Raw genomic sequence first — 24682 nt, 5'->3', positions numbered from 1 at the left:
GTGCATTCAAGATAAAGGAACTATCTATATGCCGGGCAATTTCATCGTCAAGGCGTCCCAGCACCCGTTTCTTGCGGGAGACAGCCTACCGGCCGCGTTGACGGCCCTACCGCAGGGCCAGGTACGTGGCGTCCTCGACATAAAGTACGCCTACGCCGACCTGAAGCCTGTCGTGAATGCCCCGTATCGGGTGATGTTTGAGAACGGCACCCAGCTGGAGGGAACGCTGGACGACAAAGGCGAGGCACGCATCGAGAATCCACCCGGGCCGGGGAAGGTTTTCTTCGGCTATGACCAGCGCGACGCGTTTGCCTATCCCGAACGCCCCAGAAATCCCATCTTCGGCTTCAGACCGACCAGCCCTGAAGACGCCCGGGAGGCACTGGAGCGTTACGCGAAGGCGGAAGCAGACTACATGGAAGACAACTACTTTCCGGACGAAGTGGCGGCCATCTACAGCGGCGACGAAGACTACGACGACCTGTCCGGTGACTACGAATACGTCGGAGAGTTCGCACCGGACCGCCACGATCACGACGAGAGCCCAGGCACGCATGACGAGGTAGTGCTCACCGGTAATGAAGGCAGGCCAGGAGCACCAGCATGAGCACCAACGTAGCGCTTCAGAAGGCCGAAGATGATGCCTTGGCCGAGATCCTGTCCTGGGTGCAGGAAGTAGTCGAAGGACGCGGTGACTCTGCCGCGCAGATGATCGTGACTGTGGTGCTGGGTTGCATTCCCTATGTGGGCCAGGCGGTGGACGTCTACAACATTCTTCGCTGCATCTACGGGTTGACCAAGGCACCCTCAAGCACAGAGAGCTGGATTGCCCTTGTGCTTGCATTGATTGCCATCGTGCCGCTGTTCGGCGATGCGCTGAAGAACGTATTCATGATGATGCGCAACGGCAAAAAGATGGGGCGCATCCTCGATAGCTTGCCCAACAAGGTACGGGGCAATATCGAAAAGTGGTTCCGGGAGCTGAACTGGGTGCAGTACGCCCGCGAGTTGTCCCGTTCGGTGGACGATATTCTCGCCGGCATGATCGACGTGCTGGAGTATCGCGTGACCAAGTGGGTGCTCGGCCGCGAAGGCGTGCAGAAGCTCATTCAACAGCTACGCAACTTGAAGCAGATGGCTGCCCGCAAGATCAATGAGGCCATGGATTCGCTGCGGCAAATGCACCAGCGCGCCCTCCAGGATCCGCTGCCCTCAACGTCCGGTCATACGCCCGCACTTCCCAAGCCCAAGGCCGGTGCGCGCCCGACGCCTGGGACGCAGGCACCCACATCGGTACCGAAGAACACCAGTGGTACACCCACGCCTGCGTCTGGACAGGCGAGTGGCACCAAGCGTCAAAGCCAGCGGTCGACACAAAGCAAACACAAGATCGGTGTCTCTGGGGAGCATATCGCCGATTACTACTACGTTCGGCGCCAGCACACCCGCAAGAAGGTTAGTCACGGTGGTCATTTGTACGAAATGACACAACCCAATGGGAAGACGGCTTTGGGCCATAATGGCATCGACCATGTGTGGCACAGCAGCAAGCTGCCTCTAGGGTATCGAGTCAGCGATACCAAAGGTTCCGGCAAACCTTTCCATCGCACACTTGAGACGGCGCAGGCTGTCTGGCAGGGGTTGGAGTACGGCATTGATGCGTACTTGGGAGAGGAGGACGAGAAGAAGGCGCGGGGCGCAGTCAACTCTCGGACTACCCTTGATGGGAAGCAGTTAAGTCATCGGTGGGTGGCCGCGAAAATCCGAACAGCGGGACTGACCTCAGCTGCGTCGACATATCTGGTGCCCAAGATTAGAGCTTGGGAGTTCAACGACTTCAAATTGGGACAAGGGTCCTCGTTCACCGACGGTAAGCTTAAGCATGAGTTGGTTAGATGCCCTTATGATCGCAGTCTGATCACGGTGGTAGGGCCAAACCATAACAAGCATGAATCTGCGCAGGGCAGTACTACGGGGAAGTGTGCAAAGGCCGTTGTCAGTCACCAGATCGGCACCGAATTCGTGTTGCCAAATACCCTTCTTCTGGAGTGACAACCTACATGGCCCTTTCTATGCCTGATTGGCAACAGTGGTTCGCCTGGAAAGTCTCAGAGGCCGATTTTGATCGGCGGCGCGAACCGTACCTACGCTATGCCACGTATCCGCAATTGTTTGACGAACACCTTGGTGGCGTTGCCATGGTCACAACGGATCTTCCGAAGCACATGCTGAAGGCACGTGCCGGGGGACTTATGACATCCACTCGACGAAGACTCTGGAGCACCTTGGATTGGATGAGTCTGCAGTATTCAGCAGGCGCTTCTGTGCAGCAGTGGGCTGAAGTGTGGCCTCACGTGCTGGAGTGGGCTGAAGAGTACAGCAGGCTCCATGCCGCGTATCACGCTTCTGCAGAGAACTCCTCCGGCGATATCACCCCGCACGTGTCACTGGTGTCCGAGGAATACTGGATCGTTGCTCTACGTCTGGTGTGCTTCGGTCTGTTGACCGGCCATGCCGCGCGGATGCCGCAGGTCATGAAGGTCCTGGACTACGCCAATGCCGATCTGGAAACTTACGACGGTCTACTGGAGCGGTTGGTTGCTCCGTACGTCAGTGGGCGCCCGACGCCACCTGACACTGCTACACGCCACCTTCCGTATCGCAAGCTGTTCAAGGTGTTCGCCGCACAACCTGAGCAGCGACCTGCCCTGATGGCGACGTATCTGGACGAGTGGTACCACGCCAGTCGTCGCGAGCCGTACGTAAACCAGCACGGCGAGGGCGACGTTGACTTCTACGGGTATTGGTCCTGGGAAGCTGCCGCCACTACGGTGGCGCTGGGCATCGACGACAGCAGCTACCGGGACATGGCGTTTTACCCCAAGGATCTGGCCGACTTCGCGCGGGCCCTTGCTGCCGATGTCACCGCACAGGCGGAAGCCGCCCCCGAACGCGTACCCGCCGACGAAGCTGTCCCCAAGAGTGGGTGGTGGTACACCCCGGCGAAGGTCGACTCACGTCGCTATTTCAAGCAGGGTGAGGTGTTTCCGCAGATCGTGAATTCGGATTACGGCGACACGTTCTGGATATGGGATCGGGATCAGACGCCCCGGTCGTTGATCTGAGATCGGGCGCTTCCCGCCAACCAGCACTTCGCGTTCGTGAATTGCCTTGCCTGATCCATTGAAGAAGAGGGTGTGGAGGATCGGCATGGTTCGGGTGCAGGGTGCCAACGGCCCTGACAGATGCGAGATCTGTCAGGCAGCGGACGAATACCGCTCAAGTGTCTCAACAAGGTCAGCTTCAAATCCCGCAGCGGTGCCAAAGATGCCATTGGCTACCAGTACCCGTTCGTCATCGAGACCGTCGAAGGCGTAGTAGACCTCCGCGAGAAGCCGGGCAGTGCTTGCTACCCGCATGGCAGTGAGGGATGCTTCGTGCGCTGAAAGCCCACCCGACCGGAACTGCACCAGCAGCTCCCGTAAAAGCGAGCGTCCAGCGGTTTGCCAATCCGCGTCACCCGTAGCGGCCTGCAGCGCGTCCATGGCCGCATTGCGGTCACGCGCCGTGGCCATCTCGATGATCTCGATGGCCGGCGCGTCCCACGCGTCGATCCTGGCGTATGCCCATTCCTTGCTGGCATCCACGTGCAGGGTGCCCAGCGCCAGGCCCGTCCAGAAGAAGGCGCAGGCGGTGGCGTCATCGGCGGTGTCCAGGCACGTCGGATACGTCGCGTCCATGACCATCTACGCGTGCTTCAGAATGTTGACCAGCCGCCCGAACGGGTCGCGCACGGAGAACCGTCGCACGCCCCAGGGTTCACTGGTCGGCCCGTAGACCAGTGGAATGCCCGCTGCCTTCACCCTGCGCAGCGCTTCCTCCAGGTCATCCACCTCCACGGACAGGTCGGGCACGTCGGTCCCCGAGCCGCCCTCCTGCGCAACGCTGAGCTGCACGGTCATGTGGCTCAGGCTGGCATAGGTACGGATCCAGCCATGGTCCATCGCCAGCTCCAGACCGAGGATGTCCCGGTAGAACCGATCGGCGAGCGTGGGGTCCTCGGTGCGGATGTTGGCGATGATGCGTTTGACCTGCATGGACGTTCCCCTCCATTTTCTTTCGGCCGGACGTCCGCGGTTGCAGGGCCGCTTGCGCGAATGTAGCGCCAAAGGCCCCTCAGTCCAACAGGCCGACCAACGAATGATGCACGGCCACACCGGCCAGCGCGCCCTCGCCGACCGACAGGGCTATGTTGCCCGCCATGCGGGCCGCGTCGCCGCAGGCGAACACGCCTTCCACGGTGGTCTGCTTGGCCGAATCGGCAGTGATGCAGCCGGCGTCCTGCAATTCACACCCCAACTGCTGGGCCAGGTCGCAGGACAGGCGCGACACCGGGGCGACGAACAGCGCATCGGTGACGACGCGGCGGCCATCGGTGAGCACGACCGTGGCCTGCTCATCCACGCGCAGCACAGGCGTGGTTTCGATCAGCACGCCACAGGCGTCCAGACGCGCCTTCTGCGCCGGATCGATGCGCGCGGCATCGCTGCAGAACAGGGTGACGTTACCCCAATCGCACAACAGCAACGCCTGCGCGGCCCCGCCGTCATCGGAGCAGCCGACCACCCCGATGCGGCCTTCCTGCAGCTCATAGCCGTGGCAGTACGGGCAGTGCAGCACGCTCCTGCCCCAGCGCTCAGCGAGGCCGTCGATGGCGGGGAGCGTATCGGTGACGCCGTAGGCAAGAATCAGCCGGCGTGCCGAGAAGCGCTGGCCGCCTTCGCAATGAATGTCGAAGCGCTTGCCGCCACCCAGGACCTCGGCACGTATGGCGCGCCCGGTGAGCCAGGCCAGGGTGGGATAACGCATCAGTTCGCCACGCGACTGCGCGGCGATGTCGGCCGGGGCCATGCCTTCGCGGCCCAGAAAGCCATGGGCGACGACCGCGTTGCGGTTGCGCGGGGTGCCGCTGTCGATCACCAGCACGCTGCGCCGGGCGCGCACCAGTTGCAGGGCCGCGGACATGCCCGCATAGCTGCCGCCCACGATGATGACGTCGAAACGGTCGGGGAATGCGCTCATGGAACCGGTTCACCTTGCCAGGGAGCACCCCCGGGCGGGATGCGAACGGCGAGCATAGGACCGGTGCGTGAAGCAGGCCTCACGCACCGGTCCCTACGGTGCCTTCGGCAACGCCGCGCCCTTGGGCCACAGCATCCAGATGAAGCCCCTCTGTTTCATGTCACCGGCAAGCTTGCCGGCGGCGTCGCCGGTGCCCCAGAACAGATCCGCGCGCACCTCGCCGGCAATCGCGCCGCCGGTGTCCTGCGCGGCCACCGGGCGCACCACTGCGCTGCCGTCCGGGCGCGTGGTGGACAGCCACAGCAGGCTGCCCAGCGGCACCACGTTGCGGTCCACCGCGACGCTGTAGCCGGCGGTGAGCGGCACATTCAACGAACCGCGTGGGCCTTCGTCGCCGTCGGGGCCCTTGGTGAAGAACACGTAGCTGGGATTGCTGGCCAGCAGCTCGGGCACGCGCGCGGGATGCGCGATGGCCCAGGCACGGATGGCGTCCATGGTGACGTCGTCCTTTTTCAGCTCGCCCTGCTCCACCAGCCAGCGCCCGATCGGGCGGTAGGGGTGGCCGTTCTGGTCGGCGTAGGCGATGCGCAGGTGGCGGCCGTCGGCCAGCACGATGCGGCCCGAGCCCTGGATCTGCAGGAACTGCAGGTCCATCGGGTGGGTGAGCCAGGCCAGCACCGGTGCCTTGACGCCCTGCGCGGCAATCGTCGCGGCATCGTCGTAGGGCTTGAGCACGCGGCCGTCGACGCGGCCGCGCAGGCGCTTGCCCTTGAGCTCGGGGTAGAGGCTGTCCAGCTGCACGCTGACCATGTCGCCAGGCACGCCATAGACCGGCACGGTGGCCTGCGCGGTGCGGGTCAGGCTGCCGGGGTAGATGGGTTCGTAGTAGCCGGTGATCAGGCCATCGGCGCGGTTGCCGACGGCGCGTAACGCGTAGACGTCCAGGCGCTCCTGCAGGAACTGGCGGATAGCGGCCGGCGAGGGATCGACCGTCGCTGCCACCGTGCAGGTGGACGCCCAGGTGGCGTCGGTCTTCAGGCGCGGGCAACTGCTGCGCCACGCGGCGAAGCCGGCCTGCAGGTCAGCATCGGAGACGGCGGGCAACGCGGTCCAGGCGGCCTTGACGTAGGTGTTGCCGGGCGCGCTGGGGCGCTGCGGGGACACGGCGCAGCTGGTCAGCAGGGCCAGGCCCATGAGCAGTGCCGCCGGACGTCGGCAGGCGGCGGTGAGGCGTGTGATCGTCATGGGCAAGGGTCCTGAAATGGTAGAGCCGACCGTTGGTCGGCTGGCGCGGCTGGAATCGTAGAGCCGACCGTTGGTCGGCTGACGGTGCGAGCGCGCGCGGTGTGTGAGGGAGAGCAGCCGACCAACGGTCGGCTCTACCGGTTCACGGGCGTGCATGGCCGTGTGCGGGCGAGACGCATGAGCCGGCCGCCGGACGTCGGCAGGCGGCGGTGAGGCGTGTGATCGTCATGGGCGATGGTCCTGGAATGGTAGAGCCGACCGTTGGTCGGCTGACGCGGCTGGAATCGTAGAGCCGACCGTTGGTCGGCTGGCGGTGCGACCGCGCGCGGTGTGTGAGGGAGAGCAGCCGACCAACGGTCGGCTCTACCGGTTCACGGGCGTGCATGGCCGTGTGCGGGCGAGACGCATGAGCCGGCCGCCGGACGTCGGCAGGCGGCGGTGAGGCGTGTGATCGTCATGGGCGAGGGTCCTGAAATGGTAGAGCCGACCGTTGGTCGGCTGGCGCGCCTGGAATCGTAGAGCCGACCGTTGGTCGGCTGGCGGTGCGAGCGCGCGCGGTGTGTGAGGGAGAGCAGCCGACCAACGGTCGGCTCTACCGGTTCACGGGCGTGCATGGCCGTGTGCAGGCGAGACGCATGAGCCGGCCGCCGGACGTCGGCAGGCGGCGGTGAGGCGTGTGATCGTCATGGGCGATGGTCCTGAAATGGTAGAGCCGACCGTTGGTCGGCTGGCGGTGCGACCGCGCGCGGTGTGAGGGAGAGCAGCCGACCAACGGTCGGCTCTACCGGTTCACCGGTGCGCGTGAGGGCCAGTGCCACTGGACGTCGGCGTGCGGCGATGAGGCGTGGGATCGTCATTGGTCCTGGGATCGCGCGGCCGTTATGGCGTCTAGCGCAGCAGCGAGTGCAGGATGCGGGCGTCTTCGGCATCCAGTGTGGCGGGCAGGTCGTCGCGGCCGCGGAAGCGACGATGGAATGCGCCGACGGCGGCATCGCGATCGTCGAGGGGATAGCCGAAGGTCTGTAGCGCCAGGTACGCATCGAACCCCGCCGGTGCGGGGCCGTCGCTGTCGCGCGGCCACACGCCGAAGCCGGCCTGGGCCAGCTGCTGCCACGGAAAGAAGCGGCTGGGATCCTGCTTGCGGGTGGGCGCGAGGTCGGCATGACCGATGACCTGCGTGCGCGGAATGCGCAAGCGCGTGCACAGGTCGTCCAGCAGGCGGATCACGGCGTCGATCTGCGCGGGTGCGAACGGGGTGTCGCCGTCGTTGTCGATCTCGATGCCGATCGAGGCCGAGTTGAGGTCGGTGATGGTGCCCCAGCGGCCCGGGCCGGCGTGCCAGGCGCGGCGGTCGTCGCCCACCAGTTGGTAGATGTGGCCGTCGGCACCGACCAGATAGTGCGCGCTGACTTTGCCCCCGCTGTTGGCGCTGCGCAGGGTGTCCAGGCTTTCCTGGACCGAGTGCTGGTCGGTGTGGTGCAGCACGATGATGACCGGGCTGCGCGCGTTGTAGTTGGGCGACGGCACCCAACTGGCGAGCGGGCTGCGGATGCCGGTGCTGGTGCTGGTGCACGCAGCGAGCAGCAGGCAGGCGAACAGCGGCAGTACGGTGCGGATCGGGCGCATGACCGCATTGTGCGGGATTCTGCGCGCGGGTGCCGGTGGTGCGTGTGCCGGGCGGGTGTGTTTGCGTGTGGAGTAGAGACACGCCATGCGTGGCTGGGGTTGCGGTGATCGCCCAACAAAAAGCCGGCGACCCGAAGGCCGCCGGCGAAGGTACTGCTTCTCTCTCGCGTTTCTTGTTTCTTTCGTTGCCGGGCAGAGCCCGGCACTACGGTGGTCGGTTGCCGGGCAGAGCCCGGCGCTACGTTGGTTTGTTGCCGGGCAGAGCCCGGCGTTACATTGCGGGCGGTCAGGCCTCGTAGGCGGATTCGCCGTGCGAGGTGACGTCCAGGCCGGTGCGCTCGGCTTCTTCGGTGACGCGCAGGCCGAACACCATGCGTACCACCAGCAGGATCACCGCGGTGACCACGGCGCACCAGACGATGGTGAAGCCGACGCTGACCAGCTGCACCCAGACCTGGTGGCCGATGTCGAGATCGGCCTTGGTACCGCCCAGCGACTGCGCGCTGAACACGCCGGTGAGCAACGCGCCGACGATGCCGCCGATGCCGTGCACGCCGAACACGTCGGCGGTGTCATCCACGCGCAGCAGGCGCTTGAGACCGGTCACGCCCCACACGCAGACCACGCCGGCCACCAGGCCGATCACGATCGCGCCCAGCGGGCCGACCGTGCCGCAGGCCGGGGTGATGCCGACCAGGCCGGCCACCGCGCCGGACGCGGCGCCCAGCGCCGACGGCTTGCCCTTGCTCACCGCTTCCACCAGCGTCCATCCCAGCACCGCTGCGGCGGTGGCCAGGATGGTGTTGAGGAAGGCCAGCGAGGCCACGGTGTCGGCGGCGGCGGCCGATCCGGCGTTGAAGCCGAACCAGCCCACCCACAGCAGCATCGCGCCGATGTAGGTGAACGGCACGTTGTGCGGCTTCAACGCAGTCTGGCCGTAGCCGATGCGCTTGCCAACGAAGTACGCGCCGACCAGGCCGGCCACGCCGGCGTTGATGTGGACCACGGTGCCACCGGCGAAATCGATCGCGCCCATCGCGCCCAGATAGCCGCCGCCCCACACGATGTGGGCCATCGGGATGTAGCTCAGGGTGAACCACAGCGCCGAGAACAGCAGCACTGCCTTGAACTTGATGCGCTCGGCGAAGGCGCCGACGATCAGCGCGGTGGTGATGCCGGCAAAGGTCGACTGGAAGGCGACGAACAGGTAGTCGGGCAGGCCCTTGATCGGGGTGTTGCCGACCGAATCGGGGGTAAAGCCCTTGAGGAAGGCGAACTCGGTGAACGAGCCGAAGAAGGCGTTGCCTTCACTGAACACCGCGCTGTAGCCGTAGGCCACCCACAGGATCAGGATCAGCGAGAACACCACCAGGATCTGGCTCAGGATGGACAGCACGTTCTTGGAGCGCACCAGGCCGCCGTAGAACAGGGCCAGCCCGGGCACCACCATCAGCAGCACCAGCAGGGTGGAGGTGAGCATCCAGGCGACGTCGCCGTGATCGAAACTGGGCGCGGCAGCGGCAGCGGCCGCGGCGTCGGCGACCGGTGCAGCCGGCGCGGCGGCAACGGGCAGCGGCTCGACCGCGACCGTCTCCGACGGTGCCGGGGTGACCTGCGCCTGGGCCTGCGCGCTGCTGGAGAACGCACCAACGGCCAGCGCGCTGATCAGCATCATCAGGCACACGGCATGGAACCGGGCTTGCCACCCGGTGAACAAAGAGGTCTTCATTGTGGGCTCCGAGTGGGGTTAGAGCGCGTCAGCGCCGATTTCGCCGGTGCGGATGCGGACGACCTGTTCGACCGCAGTCACGAAGATCTTGCCGTCGCCGATCTTGCCAGTGCCGGCCGCGTTCTGGATCGCTTCAACCACCGCGTCCAGGCGGTCGTCAGTGACCACGGTTTCGATCTTGATCTTCGGCAGGAAATCCACGACGTACTCCGCGCCGCGATACAACTCGGTGTGGCCCTTCTGGCGCCCGAAGCCTTTGACTTCGGTCACGGTGATGCCCGACACGCCCGCATCGGAGAGGGCCTCGCGGACCTCGTCGAGCTTGAACGGCCGGATGATGGCGGAGATCAGTTTCATGCGCATGTCCCGATGGTGGATGGAACCGGCGGTGTGTTGCTGGCCGGTGTCAGGTCAGCGGGCGGCCACTTGCACATGGCCGCCCCCTGGTGCGCCGAACGATGCATGGGCCTCGCCACTGCCGGGGCCCTTGCGGGTCACGGTAGCGGTGACGCGGGAGGGAGGAGGGGCCCATGGCACGCGTCCGGTCTCTCTTGCCCCTGGTGGTGCAGCGGACCAACGGTCCGCTCTACCTTCTGCAGCGGACCAACGGTCCGCTCTACCTTGCAACGGACCGACGGTCCGCTTTGCGGCGTGCCTTGCCGGCTCCCCAGCCGGAAAAGCAGTGACGATGACGAAGGTGGGAGGGAGGTCCTTCGTCATCGTCACCGGTTGCTCAGTTGGCGTAGTACATCTGGTACTCAAGCGGGTGCGTGGCGGCGCGGAAGCGGGTCACTTCCTGCATCTTCAGCGCGATGTAGCCGTCGATGAAGTCGTCGCTCATCACGCCGCCGGCCTTGAGGAACTCGCGGTCCTTGTCCAGCGCTTCCAGGGCCTGGTCCAGCGAGGAGCAGACCTGCGGGATCAGCTTCTCTTCTTCCGGCGGCAGGTCGTACAGGTCCTTGTCGCTCGGTGCGCCCGGGTCGATCTGGTTCCGGATGCCGTCCAGGCCGGCCATCATCAGCACGGTGAAGGTCAGGTAGCCGGACTGGATCGGATCGGGGAAACGCATTTCGATGCGGCGTGCCTTCGGGTTGGACACCCACGGAATGCGGCACGATGCCGAGCGGTTGCGGGCCGAGTAGGCCAGCATCACCGGGGCTTCGAAGCCCGGGACCAGGCGCTTGTAGCTGTTGGTGCCGGAGTTGGCGAAGGCGTTGATGGCCTTGGCGTGCTTGAAGATGCCGCCGATGTACCACAGCGCCATCTGGCTCAGGCCGCCGTAGCCGTCGCCGGAGAACAGGTTGGTGCCGCCCTTGGACAGCGACTGGTGCACGTGCATGCCACTGCCGTTGTCACCAACGATCGGCTTGGGCATGAAGGTGGCGGTCTTGCCGTTGCGGTGGGCGACGTTCTTGATGACGTGCTTCATGCGCAGCAGTTCGTCGGCCTTCTGCACCAGGGTGCTGAACTTGGTGCCGATCTCGCACTGGCCGGCAGTGGCCACTTCGTGGTGCTGCACTTCCACTTCGATGCCGACCTGTTCCAGGGTCTTGCACATTTCCGCGCGCAGGTCGTGCAGCGAGTCGGTCGGCGGCACGGGGAAGTACCCGCCCTTCACCGCCGGACGGTAGCCGCTGTTGGCGCCGTCGTACTTGTCACCGGTGCTCCACGCGGCTTCTTCGGAATCGATCTTGAAGAAGGTGTGGCCCATGTCGTTGGCGAACCGGACCGAGTCGAAGATGAAGAACTCCGGCTCCGGGCCGAAGAAGGCCTGCTCGGCGATGCCGGAGGACTTCAGGTAGGCCTCGGCGCGCTTGGCGATGCCGCGCGGGCAGCGGCCATACGGCTGCATGGTGGCCGGGTCGAGGATGTCGCAGCTGATCACCAGGGTCGGGTCGGCGTAGAACGGGTCGATGTAGGCGCTGGCCGGGTCCGGGAGCAGGACCATGTCCGATTCGTTGATGCCTTTCCAGCCAGCGATCGAGCTGCCATCGAACATCTTGCCTTCTTCAAACAGCGACGGCTCGACGATGCTCACCGGGAAGGTGACGTGCTGTTCGATACCGCGCATGTCGACGAATCGCAGGTCGATGAACTCGATCTGGTTGTCCTTGATCAGCTTCTCAACGTTTTCCACGGACATCGGTGAAACCCTCGGATGGATGATTGCGTAAGGGAATAGAGCAATCGCCGTGCCAACTTTTGAATCTTCACAAGTCGTTGATTTCATTGGCAGCGCACCTTGCCCGCCGCGGAAGCGGCCGCACCACATCGGTGCAACGGCCGCACCACGCACACATTTGGTGCGGCGTTTGATGTTTTATGCTCTACCGCGATTTCATCCATTCCGAGTCCCAGCACCCGATGTCCGATCTGCTCTCTGCCCTGTTGTTGGGCATCCTTGAAGGCCTCACCGAATTCCTCCCGATCTCCAGCACCGGCCACCTGCTGATTGCCCAGCACTGGCTGGGCGCGCGCTCGGACTTCTTCAACATCGTGATCCAGGCCGGTGCGATCCTGGCCATCACCCTGGTATTCCGCCAGCGACTGTGGTCGCTGGCCACCGGCCTGCACGAGCGCGCCAACCGCGACTACGTGATGAAGCTGGGCACCGCCTTCCTGGTCACGGCCGTGGTCGGCCTGCCGGTGCGCCTGGCGGGCTGGGAACTGCCCGAGACGGTCACCCCGGTGGCCTGGGCGCTGATCATCGGCGGCATCTGGATGATCCTGGTGGAAACCTACACCGCCCGCCTGCCCGACCGCGACGAGGTGACCTGGAAGGTAGCCATCCTGGTCGGCCTGGCGCAGGTGGTGGCCGGGGTGTTCCCGGGCACCTCACGTTCGGCGGCGGCGATCTTCGTGGCCATGCTGTTTGGCCTGAGCCGACGCGCGGCAGCCACCGAGTTCGTGTTCCTGGTCGGCATTCCCACCATGTTCGCCGCCAGTGCCTACGCGTTCCTGGAAATGGCCAAGGACGGCAAGCTCGGCAACGAGAACTGGACCGACGTGGGCGTGGCCTTCCTTGCCGCCGCCGTCACCGGCTTCGTCGTAGTGAAGTGGCTGCTGGGCTACATCAAGTCGCACAAGTTCACCGCGTTTGCGTTCTATCGCATCGCACTGGGCGCGGCCCTGCTGCTGTGGTTGCCTGCTGGCAACTGAACACCGCCGGTGCTGGCCTGACCCCGTTTCATACGCTGCACCGTTTTTCCCCGGGTTCCCAAGGAGATGTCCATGAACCGCACCCGCACCCTGATGCTGATCCTGCCGCTGGCCCTGATGGCCGCCTGCAGCAACCCGTCCACCAACGCACCGGCCGGCACCGGCAGCGACGACCTCGCCCCCGCGCCGACGGCCGCCGCCACTACCCAGGCCGCAGCCAAGCTGGACGTACAGCGCCTGCAGGGCAACCACTGGCTGCTGGACAGCGCCACCGATGCCAGCGGCAAGCGTGTGGACGCCCTGTTTGCCCGTGCCGACAAGCCGGTGACGCTGGACTTCACCGATGGCCGCCTGTCGGTCAGCAACACCTGCAACCGCATGGGCGGCGGCTATACCCTGGCTGACGGCACCCTGACCGTGTCGCCGATGGCCTCGACCATGATGGCCTGCACCGACAAGGCGCTGATGGCGCTGGACCAGGCCGTGGGGTCGCGGCTGGAAGGCGCGCTCAAGGCCGAACTGGCCGGCCAGGGCCAGCTCACCCTGCGCACCGCCGCCGGCGACGTGCTGGTCTTCACCCCCGAGCCCACCGCCGAGACCCGCTACGGCGGCGAAGGCGAGACGGTGTTCCTGGAAGTGGCTGCGCAGACCAAGCCGTGCTCGCACCCGATGATCCCGGACATGCAGTGCCTGCAGACCCGCGAAGTGTCGTTCGACGACAAGGGCCTGAAGCAGGGCACCCCGGGCGCGTTCGAGAACTTCTACGGCACCATCGAGGGCTACACGCACGAAGACGGCGTGCGCAACGTGGTGCGCGTGAAGCGCTACAAGATCGCCAACCCGCCGGCCGACGGCTCGTCGCTGGCCTATGTGCTGGACATGGTCGTCGAGTCGGAAACGGTCCGGTAAATACCGACCGTTGGTCGGTACACGCCCCCGGGGCGCCGTATGCGCCAACAATGAAGAAGGGCGGCCATGGGCCGCCCTTCTTCGTCATCGGTAGGTACCGACCGTTGGTCGGTACCGGAAGCACGCGCCAACCAGAACGTTGATCAACCCAGCGCCGGGTTCAAGGTATACGTCCCATGCAACGCCGCCTCGGCCAGCACATGGCCGTGCATCGCCCGGTGCACATCGGCGGCGGTGAACGGCGTCGGCAGGTCCAGCTGCGCCACGTCGAGTGCGAACAGCCGGAAGAAATACCGGTGCACGCGTTCGTCGTTGAACGGCGGGTACGGGCCGTCATAGCCCAGGTACTGGCCAGCCATGTCCGGGTTGCCGGCAAACCAGCCGGTGAAGTCATTCAGGCCCTGGCGCGACCCGGCCGGACCGGCCGGCGTGGTCTTGCCCTTGACGGTGAAGCCTTCGCTGCAGCTGCCGGCTGCGATCTCGCGCAGCGCGGCCGGAATGTCCGCCATGGCCCAGTGCACGAAGTCCGCGCGCGGCTGGTCACGGGGCACCGTGCAGTCCTGCCGACCCACCGTGTCCGGTACGGTCGGCACATCCGGGTCGACGCACAGCAGTGCGAACGAACGGGTGCCCTCGGGCACCTCGCTCCAGGCCAGCTGGGGATTGCGGTTGGGGGCGAAGCCGGCGGCGTCGCCCGCGGCGAATTCCGCCGCGATCGGGTGGCCGTTCTGGAGGCTGGTACTGCTCAGGCGCATCTGGGAATCCTCACTCTTCCGGGTAGCCAAGGCGGACCGCGACCGGCGTCAGCAGGGCGAACGGCGCGGCCATCACGTCGCGGTATTGGCGCCAGTGGCCGGCAGGCAGGCGCGCCGGCCCCAGCGTGGGCGCCGGCGGGAAGCGCATGCCGAACAGGCGGCCGAGGTGCTCGGCCATCACCGCCGGGTCGTTGCCGATGCCGTCGATGTTGACCAGCGCGTGCGGGTACAGATCCTGCTCGTGCAGGGTGGCCACCTGGGCCAGCGAACGCGCCAGCCACTCGGCCGCTTCATCGATCCCGTTGACCGCGAACGGCGCCGGCGCGCCATGCGCCAGCCAATGCAGCAGCATGTCGCGCGGGTCGCGCAGGACCACCAGCAGGCGGCCTTCGGGCAGCTGCGGGCGCAGCGCCCACAACAGCGCGTTGTCCCACCACAGCAGCCAATCGATCACGTTGGCGTCGGCCAGACCGCGCGACGGCAACTGTTCGCGCCATTGCGCCACCAGCTGTTCCGGGCTGAGCGCGCCGGTCGAGAGGTCCTGCAGCGTGTGGTAATTCTGGAAGGCGTCGTTGGGCGGGGTTTCACCGAAACGATCGCCGCGCAGCACGGTGCTGGCCGCGGAAATGGCCGCGATCACACGCTCCACGCCCGACCCGGGTGCACCCCAGACCAGCATCGGGCGGGCCACGGTGTCCTCGCCGATGGTGCCCATGTCCGGCCAGCTCAGCGGTGCCTTGGCCTGCGGCGGCAGCGGCAGGCGCTGGCCGGCTTCCAACGCGTGCGCGGCTACCCAGGTGCGCAGGGCATCGGCATGCTGCCCGGCCTGGTCCTGCACCGCGCCCAGCCACGCACGCAGGCTCGCCTTGGCCGTGTCCGGTGCGCTGTCATGGATCGCCTGCACATGGGCGATCGCCGCCTGCGGGTCGCGCTCAAGCAGGCCACCGACGATGCGGGTTTCACCGCGGACGCGGCCCGGTTCAAGCGCCACGATGCGACGTGCCATCGCCTCGGCTGCCTCGCCTTCGCCGGCCATGTCGTGCAGGCGCATGCGCGTTTCCAGCGCCGGCAGGTGGTCGGGCATTGCCTGCAGCCAACGCTCGCCCACGGCAACCGCCTCGGCGGCGCCCACGACTTCGATGGACAACCGTGCCAGCCACAGGTCGTGCAGCTGCGGGTGGGTGTCCAGCAACGCGTCCAGGGTGTCGCGAGCCTGCTGTTCGCGGCCCAGGCGCTGCCAGGCCATCAGCAGCAGCTGCAGCGTGTGGCGATCGCCGGGCGCCTGTTCCAGCACCGGCAACAGGTGCTCTACGGCCTGCAGCGGCTGGCCGGACTGCAGTTCCAGCTCACCGGCCAGGCGGCGCATGGCCGGGGTGTCGCCGTCGGGCTCGGCCAGCACCTGGCGCAGCGTGGCTGCGGCCGATTCGCTGTTGCCCTGGCGCAGCGCCAGCTGCACCAGCAGCGCACGCAGCGAGGTCACAGCCGGGTTGAGCTCCAGCACGCGCCGGAACGCCTGCTCGGCAAAGGCCAGCATGTCCTTGCTCATGTAGGCGAACCCAAGCGCATACAGTACCCGCGGGTCGTCCGGCAGCGCCCGCGCGGCCGCCGACAGCAAGGCCAGCGCGCGGTCGCCCTCGCCCCGGCGCAGCGCGATCATGCCGTTCAACGCGGCCAGCTCGGGGCTGTCCTCGTCCAGGCGGGTGGCGATGCGGGTGATGCGCTCGGCTTCGTCGACGTCATTGCGCAGCAGCGCCATGTGCGCCTGCATCAGGTAGGCGGCAAGCTCATTGGGATTGAGCGAGGCGGTGCGGTCCAGCGCCGAGCCGGCGGCCTCGAACTGGCGCAGGGCCAGCAGCAGGCCGGCGTGCTGCAGGTGCAGGTCGGCGTTGTCGGGGGCCAGCGCCAGCGCCTGCTGCAGGCTGTCCAGGGCGGCATCGAACTGGCCCTGCTGCTGCAGCGACAGCGCCAGCCAGCGGTGCGCCTGCGGCTGCTCCGGCTCGTCGGCGGTCCACTGGCGCGCAAGCTGCACGGCATCGTCGGCCGCATTGCGGCGCAGGGCTTGGAGGATCTTGTCTTGCATGACGGTCCAGCGTGGGTCAAACCCCGATTGTAGAGCACGCCCGCCGGGCCACGCTGGCTCAGCGCACGGCTTCGGCGCGCAGCCGCTGGGACACCCAGCGTTCGGAGAAGCCGTCGCCGCGCCAGTTTTCCAGGAAGCCGCAATGGCCGCCCCACGGAGCGATCTCCAGGTGGGCGTGGGCCGGCAGGCGCCAGCCGTCAAAGGTGGCGAACGGGATCACCGGGTCGTCCTGGGCCATCAGGATGTCGGCCGGCACGTCCAGCCCGGCCAGCCGGTCGCCGGCAATCGAATACCCGTCGAAGTACGCCTGCAGCGAGCCGAAGTCGGTGTGGTGCTCGACCAGCCAGGCGGTGAGGGCCCGGATGTCGAGCTTGAGCACCTGGTCGTCCCAGTCGCTCAGCTCGGGGAACAGGTCGCGCTTGCGGCGCAGCGAGCCGGCCCACTTGCGGCGGAAATACCAGTCGTACATCGCCGGGCCGTTCTCGATGCTCTCCATGGTGATGGCCGGGTCCAGCACCGGGCAGACCGACGCCACCCGGCGCAGCGGCACTCCGGCCGATGGCGCACGCAGCGCCAGGCGCAGCACGAAGTTGCCGCCCAGCGAGTAACCGGCCGCGACCAGCGGCAGCTGCGGCCAGCGCTGGGCGATGTCGCCCGCGGCATGGACCACTTCGTCGATGCGGTTGGAGTGGAAGATGCCGGGGTTGAGGTGGTGGGTGTTGCCGTGGTCGCGGAAGTTGAGCCGCACCACGTCGAACCCTTCCTCCAGCATGCGCGCGGCGGTCATGCGCATGTAGCTGGACTCGGCACTGCCTTCCCAGCCGTGCAACAGCAGCGCCATGCCGATCGGCTCGCGGCCTTCCACGTGGCTGTGCCAGCCCTGCAGGCGCACGCCCTGGCCACCGTCCAGGATCAGCTCTTCGGTCATCGCCCCGGTGGCAGCAAGCAGCATCAGGCCGCGCTGCATGCGCATGCGGCTGGAGCTGAGCATCGACTGCAGGTGCGGATTGCGCAGCCAACGCGGCGGGCGGTAGTCGGCAGCGGTCAACATGGGCGGCAGCCTGCTCCCGGTTGCGACGCTGGCGCGTGAAGAGCCGACATGCGCTACTCGGCGTTCATCGCCGCCAGGATGCGCGTCCGCGAAGTTTCAGCGATGCGGCGACGGCCTTCCAGGTCGTGCGTACCAATGGGCGCGAGGAAATGCACCTCGGCGCGGCGGGCCGGCTCACCCAGCAGGCGCAGGAAATTGGCGAAGAAGCTCTCGCCCGGGCCGAACGCCACGATGGTCTGGGCGTCGCCGCGCCAGCCATAGCGCAGCGCCACCGGCTGCACCGGGACCTGGGCTTCCACCGCGGCCTGGAAGATGCGGGCGTGGAACGGGCCCACTTCATGGCCGCCCCGGGTGCGTCCCTCGGGGAACACGCCCACGGCCTTGCCCTCGCGCAGGCGAACGACCATTTCCTGCATCACCCCGCCCAGCGACTCGGTGCTGCCGCGCTGGTGGAAGATGGTCTGGCCGCGGGCGGCCAACCAGCCCACCACCGGCCAGCTGGCGATCTCGCGCTTGGCCACGAAGCCCATCATGCGCTGGCTGTGCAGCATGTTGATGTCGACCCAGCTGACGTGATTTGCCACGAACAGCACCGCACCGGGCAGCGGCGTACCGATCCGGTGCAGGCGGAAACCGAAGATCCACATCAGGCCGCTGGACCATGCATTGACCGCGACGTGCTCGAACGGACGGTTGCCCACGAGCACGCGTCCCCACGGGGGCAGCATGGCGATCAGCAGCATCGGCAGGAACAGCAACAGGTGGACCAGCAGCAGCGGTACGCGGTACAGGTATCGGCACACACGCGCCACGCCGCCACGTGAGGCCGGGGTGGGGGAATTCATCCGCGCACGATACCCGAGCGCCGCAGGGTCTGCCAGCCGCAACCGGCCAAATCGATAACGCGGGAGGGCCAGCGACCGCAAGGGGTCAAGCCGCTGCCCGGTTGCGGCACAGCGCCCACACCCACAGTGCGCCGGCGCACTGTGGCGACCGACGCAACACAGCATCCATGCAGTGCAGCGATCAGACCGGGGCGACCGCCGGCACCACGGCTAACGTCAGCCGTGAGGTGCACACCAGGCGGCCGCCCTCGTCTTCGATGCGGATGTCCCAGACATGGGTGCTGCGGCCCACGTGCACCGCACGCGCGGTGCCGGTGACCACACCGCCGCGCATGGCGCGGATGTGGTTGGCGTTGATCTCCAGGCCGACGCACACCTGCTGGGTGGTATCCACGCACAGATTGCCGGCGCTGCTGCCGAGCGTTTCGGCCAGCACCACCGACGCGCCACCGTGCAGGATGCCGTAGGGCTGGCGGGTGCGTGCGTCCACCGGCATGGTGGCGCTGACCCAGTCCTCACCGGCGGCGGTAAAGACGATGCCCAGGTGGTCGATCAGGGTGTTGCGGCTGAGCGCGTTGAGTGCCTCGATCGACACCGCCTCGCGGAATACCTGGGACATGCAGCAGCTCCGTGGAACCAAGGGATTACAGGATGGGTACCAGGCCGGCGCCGAAAGCGGTCAGCATGCGCACCAGCAGCCATTTCGGGCCGACGTTGACCTCGGGGAAATCGCCAACGGCCACGTAGCACTTATGGAAGTCCTCGTGCTGCCGACGCAGCGGCGCGGGGCAGTCCGGACCGGGCTGGAACTCGTAATCGGTGGCGTAGCGCCACGGCCAGAAGTCCAGCACGGGCAGTGCCTCGGACGCCTTGCCGACGCTGTAGTTCAACCCGGACAACACCGGCGGCTTGGTACGCGGCGCCACCGTCCAGGAGTTCTGCGGGTGGATGTCGCGCAGGATGCTCTGCGCCAGCGCTTCGGCAAACACCGGGTCATCGATGATCACCGCGCCTTCGGTGTTGTAGTTCTCGCTGCGCGGATCGAAGTTGTGCGTGCCGATCACGCCGATGCGGCGGTCCACCACCATCGACTTGGCATGCAGGCCCATGCGCGCGCCGGTGCGGGTGACCGGCAGCGGCTTGTTGACGGCCTTGGTGCCCAGGAACGACGGCCGGGTTTCGGCGCGCAGCACGCGGCGCTCGACCACGCTGCCGTCGGTGCGGCGGCGCGCCGCCGGGCCGGGGGTTGCCTGCCGCGGGCTGGCGCTGGCCGTGGTATCGGCGTCCACGACCGCGTCGGGCTCGGTGCGCCGGCGGTCGCCGTTGCCGGCACTGCCGCGCGCATTGCTGCCCGCCGCGCTGCCACCGATCAGGCTGCTGCGCTTGCCGTCCGACGGCGGCGCCTCGCCCAGTGGGGCCGGTAGCAGGTTGCGGTAGTCGACCGGGGCATCGAGCGGGAAGGGCTTGTACTCGTAGATGTTGAAGCCCAGTTCGCGCAGGTTGCGCCGCTTGTACTTGTAGGAAAGCGCGTAGACGATCGGGTTGTCGGTGGCGGCCAGGCTGTTGGACGACACCACGATGCGCGGCGGCTGCGCGCGCTTGCGCAGGTCGGAGAACAGCTTGCGGGCGGGCTTGGACAGCACCAGGTAGGGCGTCTGCAGCAGCACTTCGGTCTGCGCGCTGGAAATCAGTGCGTCCAGCTGTGGCTCGGTGACGTGCTGGCCGTTGGCCGGTTGGCTGGGCCGTTCGCGGCGGTGCTTTCGCGGCAGGTCGGCCACATAGCGCACCGACGCCACCGGCAGGGCGGTGTCGACAAACGCACGGGTGACGTAGGCGGGGTCGTTGGCTTCATCGCTGACCCGCGCGATCCGCTGCGGGTGGCGGAACTCGGCCGGGGGCATCGGCGGTGCGCCGTGCTTGAGCAGCAGGCCGCCGACGTCGTTGAGGCGTTCGGCCGGCACGCTGCGCGGCGCGCGCCAGAACGCATCGAAGTTGGCTGCCATTTCGCGCACTTCCGGGCCTGCCACCAGGACGTCGCGGTCGCGGAAGTTGTATTCGCTGTCCCAGTCGTAATAGTCGTCCTGGTAGTTGCGGCCACCGACCACGCCCAGTGCGTCGTCGATCACCAGCAGCTTGTTGTGCATGCGCTGGTTGAAGCGGCGGAAGCAGCACAGCACGCTGCCGGCGTAATCGAAGTAGTTCAACCGCGCCTTGCCGAAGGTCGGGTTGTACACCCGCAGCTCGAAGTTCTGGTGGCTGCTGGCCAGTGCCCCCAGGATCTCCAGGTCGGAAATCGCCGAGAGCTGGTCGATCAGCACCCGGACCTTGACCCCGCGCCGGGCCGCGCCGAGCAGTTCATCCAGCACCAGCCGGGCGCTGTCGTCCTTGTCGAAGATGTAGGTCTGCAGGTCGATGCTGCGGGTGGCGCTGCGGATCAGGTTCAGCCGCGCCACCAGCGACACCTCGCCCTCATCGATGATGGTGGCGTAGTGCTGCGGGGCGGCCTCGGTGGAGGCAGCAAACGCCTTGCCGCCCAGTCCGCGCAGCGGCGAATCGAGCGCGCAGCGGTCCGCCTGGCTGCACTCGACCACGGTTGAACGCGCCTGCACGGCAATGCCGGCCGCGCGGTCACGCTCGGCGTTGGACAGCGAGGCACAGCCGCTGACCAGCAACAGCAGTGCCAGCAGCCCGATCTTCAACAATGGGTTCACGGTTTCGGCGCCTCGCTCAGACGCGCTCGCAATACGAAGGTCACTCGATCACTCAAGGCAAGCTGCCAGCTGTCCATTCCATACCGGCCTCGCTGCACATTGCCGCGGCTGACCACGTCGCAATCATACCCGGCCCGGGGGCACTCCGCCGGCTCCACCCGCAGGGTCTCCGGGTGGCTCACCCCGCGCAGGATCAACCGGCCCTCCACCCCGCCGCCCTTGTCCACGACCTCGGGCCAGTAAGGCACCGAGTCGAACTCGACCACCGGATAGCGCGCCGAATCGAAGAACTCTTCGCCGCGCATCCAGCCGGTGTAGCGGGTCTTGCCGGGTATTTCCACGTAGCGGGTGAACATCCGCAGGTGCACCTGGTGGCGCCCGTCGGACAGCACCTCGATACGTCCCTCGAAGCGCGGGAACACCCCTTCGATGCGCTGCCCCAGCCGGGTGCGGATCTCGAAACCGAAGCGCGAACGCGCGGTATCGAATTCCAGCACCTGGCGCGGGGCAGGCGCCGGCGGTTCAGCGCAGGCCGCTTCGGCTGCCAGTGCCAGCAGGCAGCCCAACAACGCGCGCACTACCGCCATGGGCTACGGCCACCAGAAGGCGGTCAGGGTGGCCACGCCTGGCTCGATGCTGGCCTTGCCGTCCACCGACAGCACCGCGATGCCGCCCGGCGGCATGCCGCGGTAATCGCTGCTGGTGCCTTCACTGAGCAGGGCCACCAGCTGTTCCAGGCCGGGGTTGTGCCCGACCACCAGCAGCCGGTCGACATCCCCACGGGCCTCGATCAGGCCCATCAGGGTGCCCGGGGTGGCGTCGTAGACGGCATCTTCCAGGCGCTTTTCGACAAAGCCGGTGATGCCCAGCACGGCCTCCAGGGTTTCGCGGGTGCGCCGCGCCGGCGAGCACAGCACGCAATCGGGCAGCAGGTTGTTCTCCTTCAACCAGCGGCCGGCCGCTTCCGCTTCGGCCAGGCCGATCGGTGACAGCGGACGGTCAAGGTCGGCCTGGCCGGTACTGGCGGCTTCGGCGTGGGCATGGCGCAGCAGGATCAGTTCTCGCATAAAGGCTCTCTTCCGGATCAGGCTTTCTTCAGCCACTTCAACAGTGGCTCCCAGTCACTCTGGTGCTCGCGCACCTGCGCGGAGCGGTAATCGAACAGGCTGCGTCCCAGCCCGACCATCACCACGTAACTCTGGCTGTCGCGCAGCTGCGCCACAACGTCATACGGCCACTCGGCCAGCATCTGGATGGCCTGCTGGGAGGTCTGGGTCCACGGCTTGGTACGGTTGAGGATCAGCCCCACCGGCAGCGCGCGACGGTGCACGCGCGGCACCTTGGACAGGCTGTTGAGGAAGCCGACGATGGCTTCGATGTCCAGCGCCGAGGGCAGCACCGGCACCACCACGGCATCGGCAACGTCAAGGAAGTGGCCCAGATCGTCGGCCAATGCCCCGGCCGGTGCGTCGATGACCACTTCGTCGGTGCCGTCGGGGATCAGCTTCTCCCAGCCCTTCTTGCGGTAGACGTCCACCGGCAGCACGGCGCTTTCCAGCACCGCGCGGCGCTGTGCCCAGCGGGTGCTGGAGCCCTGCGGGTCGGCGTCGGCCAGCACGGTCCGTTTGCCGTCCAATGCGGCATGCGCCGCCAGGTGGGTGGCGACGGTGGTCTTGCCCACCCCACCCTTGGAACCGGCTACCAGGATCGTCTTCATGCCAGCCTCGCTTCCGGGGAACGTCGTCGCAGCGTACACCGCCGTCCGTGACGGAGATAGTCGCGCTGCTGAACCCCTGCACCGGGCGGCGCTTTGCTATCGTGCGCGATCCAATGGACTGCAAGCCGGCATGAGCGAGTTACAGGACCTGAGCGCGCTGATCCGCGCCAACACCCCGCTGATCATCATCGAGACCCAGGACGAGGGTCGCATCGTGGAGCTGTTCCGGCAGACCCTGATGCATGTCTGGCGAGCCCTGCACCGCTGGTCCATCACCGAAGGCCTGCGCCGCATCGACATGGACCGCGAGGACGACGCGGTCGGCCCCCCCGATGCCAGTTCGGCGCTGCAGATGATCCGCCAGGCCGAACAGCGCGGCATCTACCTGCTGCTCGATTTCCACCCCTACCTTGGCTATGCCAGCCACCAGCGCGCGCTGCGCGACCTGATCCAGCGCCGCCACTGCGAAGCCCACGTACTGGTGCTGATCGGGGCCAAGGTGGAGCTGCCGGCCGAGCTGGAAGCCCTGGCCACCCGCTTCAACCCGCGCCTGCCCGACCTCAACGCGCTGCTGAAGATGCTGCGCGAAGAGGCTGAAGCCTACGCCCGCGAGAACGGCGGGCGGCGGGTGGAGGTGGACAACGAGGCGGTCAAGAAGATCCTGCACAACCTGCGCGGCCTGAGCATGGTGGACGCGCGCCGCATCGGCCGGCAGTTGATCTTCGCCGACGGCGCGCTCAGCCAGGACGACCTGCCGCAACTGGCCCGGCTCAAGTTCGAGCTGCTCAACCGCGCCGGCCACCTTCACTTTGAATACGACACCACCCGCTTTGCCGACGTGGCCGGGGCCAACCGGCTCAAGCGCTGGGTCAACCAGCGCCGTCCGGTGTTCCTCGGCGGGCAAGGCCCGGCCGGGCTGGACCCGCCCAAGGGGATGCTGCTGCTCGGGGTACAGGGCTGTGGCAAGTCGATGCTGGCCAAGGCCACGGCCGCCGGCTTCGGGGTGCCGCTGCTGCGGCTGGACTTCGGCAGCCTGTATGACAAGTACCACGGCGAGACCGAGAAGAACCTGCGCGACGCCCTGGCGTCGGCCGAGCAGCTGGCGCCGTGCGTGCTGTGGATCGACGAGATCGAGAAGGGCCTGGCCAGCGGTGGCGAGGACGGCGGGGTGTCGCGGCGCGTGCTGGGCTACCTGCTGACCTGGCTGGCCGAGCGCAAGGGCGCGGTGTTCATCGTGGCCACCGCCAACCAGGTGCACGAACTGCCGGCCGAACTGCTGCGCAAGGGCCGCTTCGACGAGATCTTCTTCGTCGACCTGCCCGACGCCAACACGCGGGTGGAGCTGCTGCGCCTGCACCTGGGCCGGCGCCAGCTCAATGCCGACGATTTCGCGCTGCCGGCCCTGGCCGCCGCCGCCGACGGCTTCTCCGGCGCCGAGATCGAACAGGCGGTGGTGGCCGGGCTGTACGCGGCCCATGCCGAGGAGCGCATGCTGGACACCGACCTGCTGATGGCTGAGATCCGCAGCAGCCGGCCGCTGTCGGTGCTGATGGCCGAACAGGTCACCGCACTGCGCGACTGGGCGCGAGGCCGCACGGTAAGCGCCGACGGGTAATGCCCGCCGCCCGCCGACGGGTAAACGTTCGCCGACCCGCCAACGTAGAGCCGACCGTTGGTCGGCTGACGCACACGGGCGGTGTCGGTGCCCTGGGGAGAGCAGCCGACCAACGGTCGGCTCTACCGGTTCTCGTCAGGTAAACGTTCGCCGACCCG

The 24682-nt window shown here is 67.0% G+C and carries 23 protein-coding genes; 6 read left to right on the top strand and 17 right to left on the bottom strand.

What is annotated here, in order from left to right; genetic code table 11:
• Positions 1 to 28: 28 nt before the first annotated feature.
• Genes GQ674_RS20305 through GQ674_RS20295 form a run of 3 tightly spaced genes read left to right on the top strand, consistent with a single transcriptional unit; the run spans position 29 to position 3125 of the window.
• Positions 29 to 607 (top strand): hypothetical protein, encoded by a 579-nt coding sequence (locus GQ674_RS20305; RefSeq protein ID WP_159498782.1) that lies wholly within the window; start codon positions 29 to 31, stop codon positions 605 to 607.
• Positions 604 to 2052, top strand: a complete 1449-nt coding sequence (locus GQ674_RS20300) for a hypothetical protein (RefSeq protein ID WP_159498780.1) — start codon at positions 604 to 606, stop codon at positions 2050 to 2052. Before GQ674_RS20305 ends, GQ674_RS20300 begins: the two co-directional genes overlap by 4 nt.
• Before the next feature lie 8 nt (positions 2053 to 2060).
• Positions 2061 to 3125 carry a PoNe immunity protein domain-containing protein gene (locus GQ674_RS20295; protein ID WP_201290192.1) on the top strand — a complete coding sequence of 355 codons (1065 nt, stop codon included), beginning with the start codon at positions 2061 to 2063 and terminating at the stop codon, positions 3123 to 3125.
• A 132-nt stretch (positions 3126 to 3257) separates the two neighbouring features.
• Here the strand turns inward: GQ674_RS20295 and GQ674_RS20290 are convergent, their stop codons facing one another.
• The 8 genes from GQ674_RS20290 to glnA all read right to left on the bottom strand — a co-directional run bounded on the left by GQ674_RS20290 (position 3258) and on the right by glnA (position 11825).
• Positions 3258 to 3740, bottom strand: a complete 483-nt coding sequence (locus tag GQ674_RS20290) for a hypothetical protein (protein WP_159498778.1) — start codon at positions 3738 to 3740, stop codon at positions 3258 to 3260.
• A gap of 6 nt (positions 3741 to 3746) precedes the next feature.
• Positions 3747 to 4097, bottom strand: coding sequence for a VOC family protein (locus tag GQ674_RS20285; RefSeq protein WP_159498776.1), 351 nt, complete (start codon positions 4095 to 4097; stop codon positions 3747 to 3749).
• 79 nt (positions 4098 to 4176) lie between these two features.
• The gene (locus GQ674_RS20280; protein WP_159498774.1) at positions 4177 to 5082 is read right to left on the bottom strand and encodes an NAD(P)/FAD-dependent oxidoreductase; all 906 of its coding nucleotides are present in this window, start codon (positions 5080 to 5082) and stop codon (positions 4177 to 4179) included.
• 93 nt (positions 5083 to 5175) lie between these two features.
• Positions 5176 to 6327, bottom strand: a complete 1152-nt coding sequence (locus tag GQ674_RS20275; protein ID WP_159498772.1) for an MltA domain-containing protein — start codon at positions 6325 to 6327, stop codon at positions 5176 to 5178.
• An 888-nt stretch (positions 6328 to 7215) separates the two neighbouring features.
• Positions 7216 to 7953, bottom strand: coding sequence for an N-acetylmuramoyl-L-alanine amidase (locus tag GQ674_RS20270; protein ID WP_159498770.1), 738 nt, complete (start codon positions 7951 to 7953; stop codon positions 7216 to 7218).
• Positions 7954 to 8239: 286 nt separating this feature from the next.
• On the bottom strand, positions 8240 to 9682 hold the full coding sequence (gene amt / locus GQ674_RS20265; protein WP_159498768.1) for an ammonium transporter: 1443 nt from the start codon (positions 9680 to 9682) through the stop codon (positions 8240 to 8242).
• Positions 9683 to 9700: 18 nt separating this feature from the next.
• Complete coding sequence (locus GQ674_RS20260) at positions 9701 to 10039, bottom strand: P-II family nitrogen regulator (protein WP_026070924.1); 339 nt, start codon at positions 10037 to 10039, stop codon at positions 9701 to 9703.
• 376 nt (positions 10040 to 10415) lie between these two features.
• Positions 10416 to 11825 carry a type I glutamate--ammonia ligase gene (gene glnA, locus GQ674_RS20255; protein WP_038691327.1) on the bottom strand — a complete coding sequence of 470 codons (1410 nt, stop codon included), beginning with the start codon at positions 11823 to 11825 and terminating at the stop codon, positions 10416 to 10418.
• A gap of 221 nt (positions 11826 to 12046) precedes the next feature.
• Here glnA and GQ674_RS20250 point away from each other — a divergent pair, with 221 nt between their 5' ends.
• Together GQ674_RS20250 and GQ674_RS20245 are read left to right on the top strand one after the other, a co-directional pair.
• Positions 12047 to 12841 (top strand): undecaprenyl-diphosphate phosphatase, encoded by a 795-nt coding sequence (locus GQ674_RS20250; protein WP_159499609.1) that lies wholly within the window; start codon positions 12047 to 12049, stop codon positions 12839 to 12841.
• 72 nt (positions 12842 to 12913) lie between these two features.
• Positions 12914 to 13750, top strand: coding sequence for an META and DUF4377 domain-containing protein (locus GQ674_RS20245; RefSeq protein WP_236546136.1), 837 nt, complete (start codon positions 12914 to 12916; stop codon positions 13748 to 13750).
• Positions 13751 to 13893: 143 nt separating this feature from the next.
• Here GQ674_RS20245 and GQ674_RS20240 read toward each other — a convergent pair whose 3' ends face one another.
• The 9 genes from GQ674_RS20240 to GQ674_RS20200 form a co-directional block, all read right to left on the bottom strand.
• Positions 13894 to 14505, bottom strand: a complete 612-nt coding sequence (locus GQ674_RS20240; protein ID WP_159498764.1) for a YbhB/YbcL family Raf kinase inhibitor-like protein — start codon at positions 14503 to 14505, stop codon at positions 13894 to 13896.
• Positions 14506 to 14515: 10 nt separating this feature from the next.
• Positions 14516 to 16585 (bottom strand): tetratricopeptide repeat protein, encoded by a 2070-nt coding sequence (locus tag GQ674_RS20235; RefSeq protein WP_159498762.1) that lies wholly within the window; start codon positions 16583 to 16585, stop codon positions 14516 to 14518.
• A 58-nt stretch (positions 16586 to 16643) separates the two neighbouring features.
• The gene (locus GQ674_RS20230; protein WP_201290293.1) at positions 16644 to 17633 is read right to left on the bottom strand and encodes an alpha/beta fold hydrolase; all 990 of its coding nucleotides are present in this window, start codon (positions 17631 to 17633) and stop codon (positions 16644 to 16646) included.
• 56 nt (positions 17634 to 17689) lie between these two features.
• Positions 17690 to 18481: a lysophospholipid acyltransferase family protein gene (locus GQ674_RS20225; protein WP_128096991.1), complete on the bottom strand. Its 792-nt coding sequence runs from the start codon at positions 18479 to 18481 to the stop codon at positions 17690 to 17692.
• A gap of 181 nt (positions 18482 to 18662) precedes the next feature.
• Entirely contained in the window at positions 18663 to 19100 is a 438-nt protein-coding gene (locus GQ674_RS20220; protein WP_159498758.1) for a hotdog fold thioesterase, read from the bottom strand.
• Between the two features lie 25 nt (positions 19101 to 19125).
• Positions 19126 to 21192, bottom strand: a complete 2067-nt coding sequence (locus tag GQ674_RS20215; protein WP_159498756.1) for a phospholipase D family protein — start codon at positions 21190 to 21192, stop codon at positions 19126 to 19128.
• Positions 21189 to 21779 (bottom strand): YceI family protein, encoded by a 591-nt coding sequence (locus tag GQ674_RS20210; RefSeq protein WP_128096989.1) that lies wholly within the window; start codon positions 21777 to 21779, stop codon positions 21189 to 21191. The genes GQ674_RS20215 and GQ674_RS20210 overlap by 4 nt, the downstream gene beginning before the upstream one ends.
• A gap of 3 nt (positions 21780 to 21782) precedes the next feature.
• Entirely contained in the window at positions 21783 to 22259 is a 477-nt protein-coding gene (locus GQ674_RS20205) for a histidine phosphatase family protein (RefSeq protein WP_038691340.1), read from the bottom strand.
• Between the two features lie 17 nt (positions 22260 to 22276).
• Complete coding sequence (locus GQ674_RS20200; RefSeq protein WP_159498754.1) at positions 22277 to 22909, bottom strand: ParA family protein; 633 nt, start codon at positions 22907 to 22909, stop codon at positions 22277 to 22279.
• Between the two features lie 130 nt (positions 22910 to 23039).
• Here GQ674_RS20200 and GQ674_RS20195 point away from each other — a divergent pair, with 130 nt between their 5' ends.
• A complete protein-coding gene (locus tag GQ674_RS20195) occupies positions 23040 to 24524 on the top strand; it encodes an AAA family ATPase (protein WP_159498752.1) in 1485 nt (494 codons plus the stop codon).
• The last annotated feature ends 158 nt before the right edge of the window (positions 24525 to 24682 follow it).

The sequence above is a fragment of the Stenotrophomonas sp. 364 genome (assembly GCF_009832905.1).
Lineage (GTDB): Bacteria > Pseudomonadota > Gammaproteobacteria > Xanthomonadales > Xanthomonadaceae > Stenotrophomonas > Stenotrophomonas maltophilia_AP.
Note: the sequence above shows the minus strand (reverse complement) of the source record. Positions and strands in the feature narration are given on the sequence as shown.

Excerpts from the sequence above, each read along its gene's own strand:
- GQ674_RS20240 (WP_159498764.1), bottom strand. The coding sequence starts at position 14,505 with ATGCGCCTGAGCAGTACCAGCCTCCAGAACGGCCACCCGATCGCGGCG.
- GQ674_RS20260 (WP_026070924.1), bottom strand. The coding sequence starts at position 10,039 with ATGAAACTGATCTCCGCCATCATCCGGCCGTTCAAGCTCGACGAGGTC.
- GQ674_RS20245 (WP_236546136.1), top strand. The coding sequence starts at position 12,914 with ATGAACCGCACCCGCACCCTGATGCTGATCCTGCCGCTGGCCCTGATG.
- GQ674_RS20205 (WP_038691340.1), bottom strand. The coding sequence starts at position 22,259 with ATGCGAGAACTGATCCTGCTGCGCCATGCCCACGCCGAAGCCGCCAGT.
- GQ674_RS20235 (WP_159498762.1), bottom strand. The coding sequence starts at position 16,585 with ATGCAAGACAAGATCCTCCAAGCCCTGCGCCGCAATGCGGCCGACGAT.
- GQ674_RS20295 (WP_201290192.1), top strand. The coding sequence starts at position 2,061 with ATGGCCCTTTCTATGCCTGATTGGCAACAGTGGTTCGCCTGGAAAGTC.
- GQ674_RS20225 (WP_128096991.1), bottom strand. The coding sequence starts at position 18,481 with ATGAATTCCCCCACCCCGGCCTCACGTGGCGGCGTGGCGCGTGTGTGC.
- GQ674_RS20270 (WP_159498770.1), bottom strand. The coding sequence starts at position 7,953 with ATGCGCCCGATCCGCACCGTACTGCCGCTGTTCGCCTGCCTGCTGCTC.
- GQ674_RS20250 (WP_159499609.1), top strand. The coding sequence starts at position 12,047 with ATGTCCGATCTGCTCTCTGCCCTGTTGTTGGGCATCCTTGAAGGCCTC.
- glnA (WP_038691327.1), bottom strand. The coding sequence starts at position 11,825 with ATGTCCGTGGAAAACGTTGAGAAGCTGATCAAGGACAACCAGATCGAG.
- GQ674_RS20285 (WP_159498776.1), bottom strand. The coding sequence starts at position 4,097 with ATGCAGGTCAAACGCATCATCGCCAACATCCGCACCGAGGACCCCACG.
- GQ674_RS20210 (WP_128096989.1), bottom strand. The coding sequence starts at position 21,779 with ATGGCGGTAGTGCGCGCGTTGTTGGGCTGCCTGCTGGCACTGGCAGCC.
- GQ674_RS20275 (WP_159498772.1), bottom strand. The coding sequence starts at position 6,327 with ATGACGATCACACGCCTCACCGCCGCCTGCCGACGTCCGGCGGCACTG.
- GQ674_RS20195 (WP_159498752.1), top strand. The coding sequence starts at position 23,040 with ATGAGCGAGTTACAGGACCTGAGCGCGCTGATCCGCGCCAACACCCCG.
- amt (WP_159498768.1), bottom strand. The coding sequence starts at position 9,682 with ATGAAGACCTCTTTGTTCACCGGGTGGCAAGCCCGGTTCCATGCCGTG.
- GQ674_RS20305 (WP_159498782.1), top strand. The coding sequence starts at position 29 with ATGCCGGGCAATTTCATCGTCAAGGCGTCCCAGCACCCGTTTCTTGCG.
- GQ674_RS20290 (WP_159498778.1), bottom strand. The coding sequence starts at position 3,740 with ATGGACGCGACGTATCCGACGTGCCTGGACACCGCCGATGACGCCACC.
- GQ674_RS20200 (WP_159498754.1), bottom strand. The coding sequence starts at position 22,909 with ATGAAGACGATCCTGGTAGCCGGTTCCAAGGGTGGGGTGGGCAAGACC.
- GQ674_RS20280 (WP_159498774.1), bottom strand. The coding sequence starts at position 5,082 with ATGAGCGCATTCCCCGACCGTTTCGACGTCATCATCGTGGGCGGCAGC.
- GQ674_RS20220 (WP_159498758.1), bottom strand. The coding sequence starts at position 19,100 with ATGTCCCAGGTATTCCGCGAGGCGGTGTCGATCGAGGCACTCAACGCG.
- GQ674_RS20300 (WP_159498780.1), top strand. The coding sequence starts at position 604 with ATGAGCACCAACGTAGCGCTTCAGAAGGCCGAAGATGATGCCTTGGCC.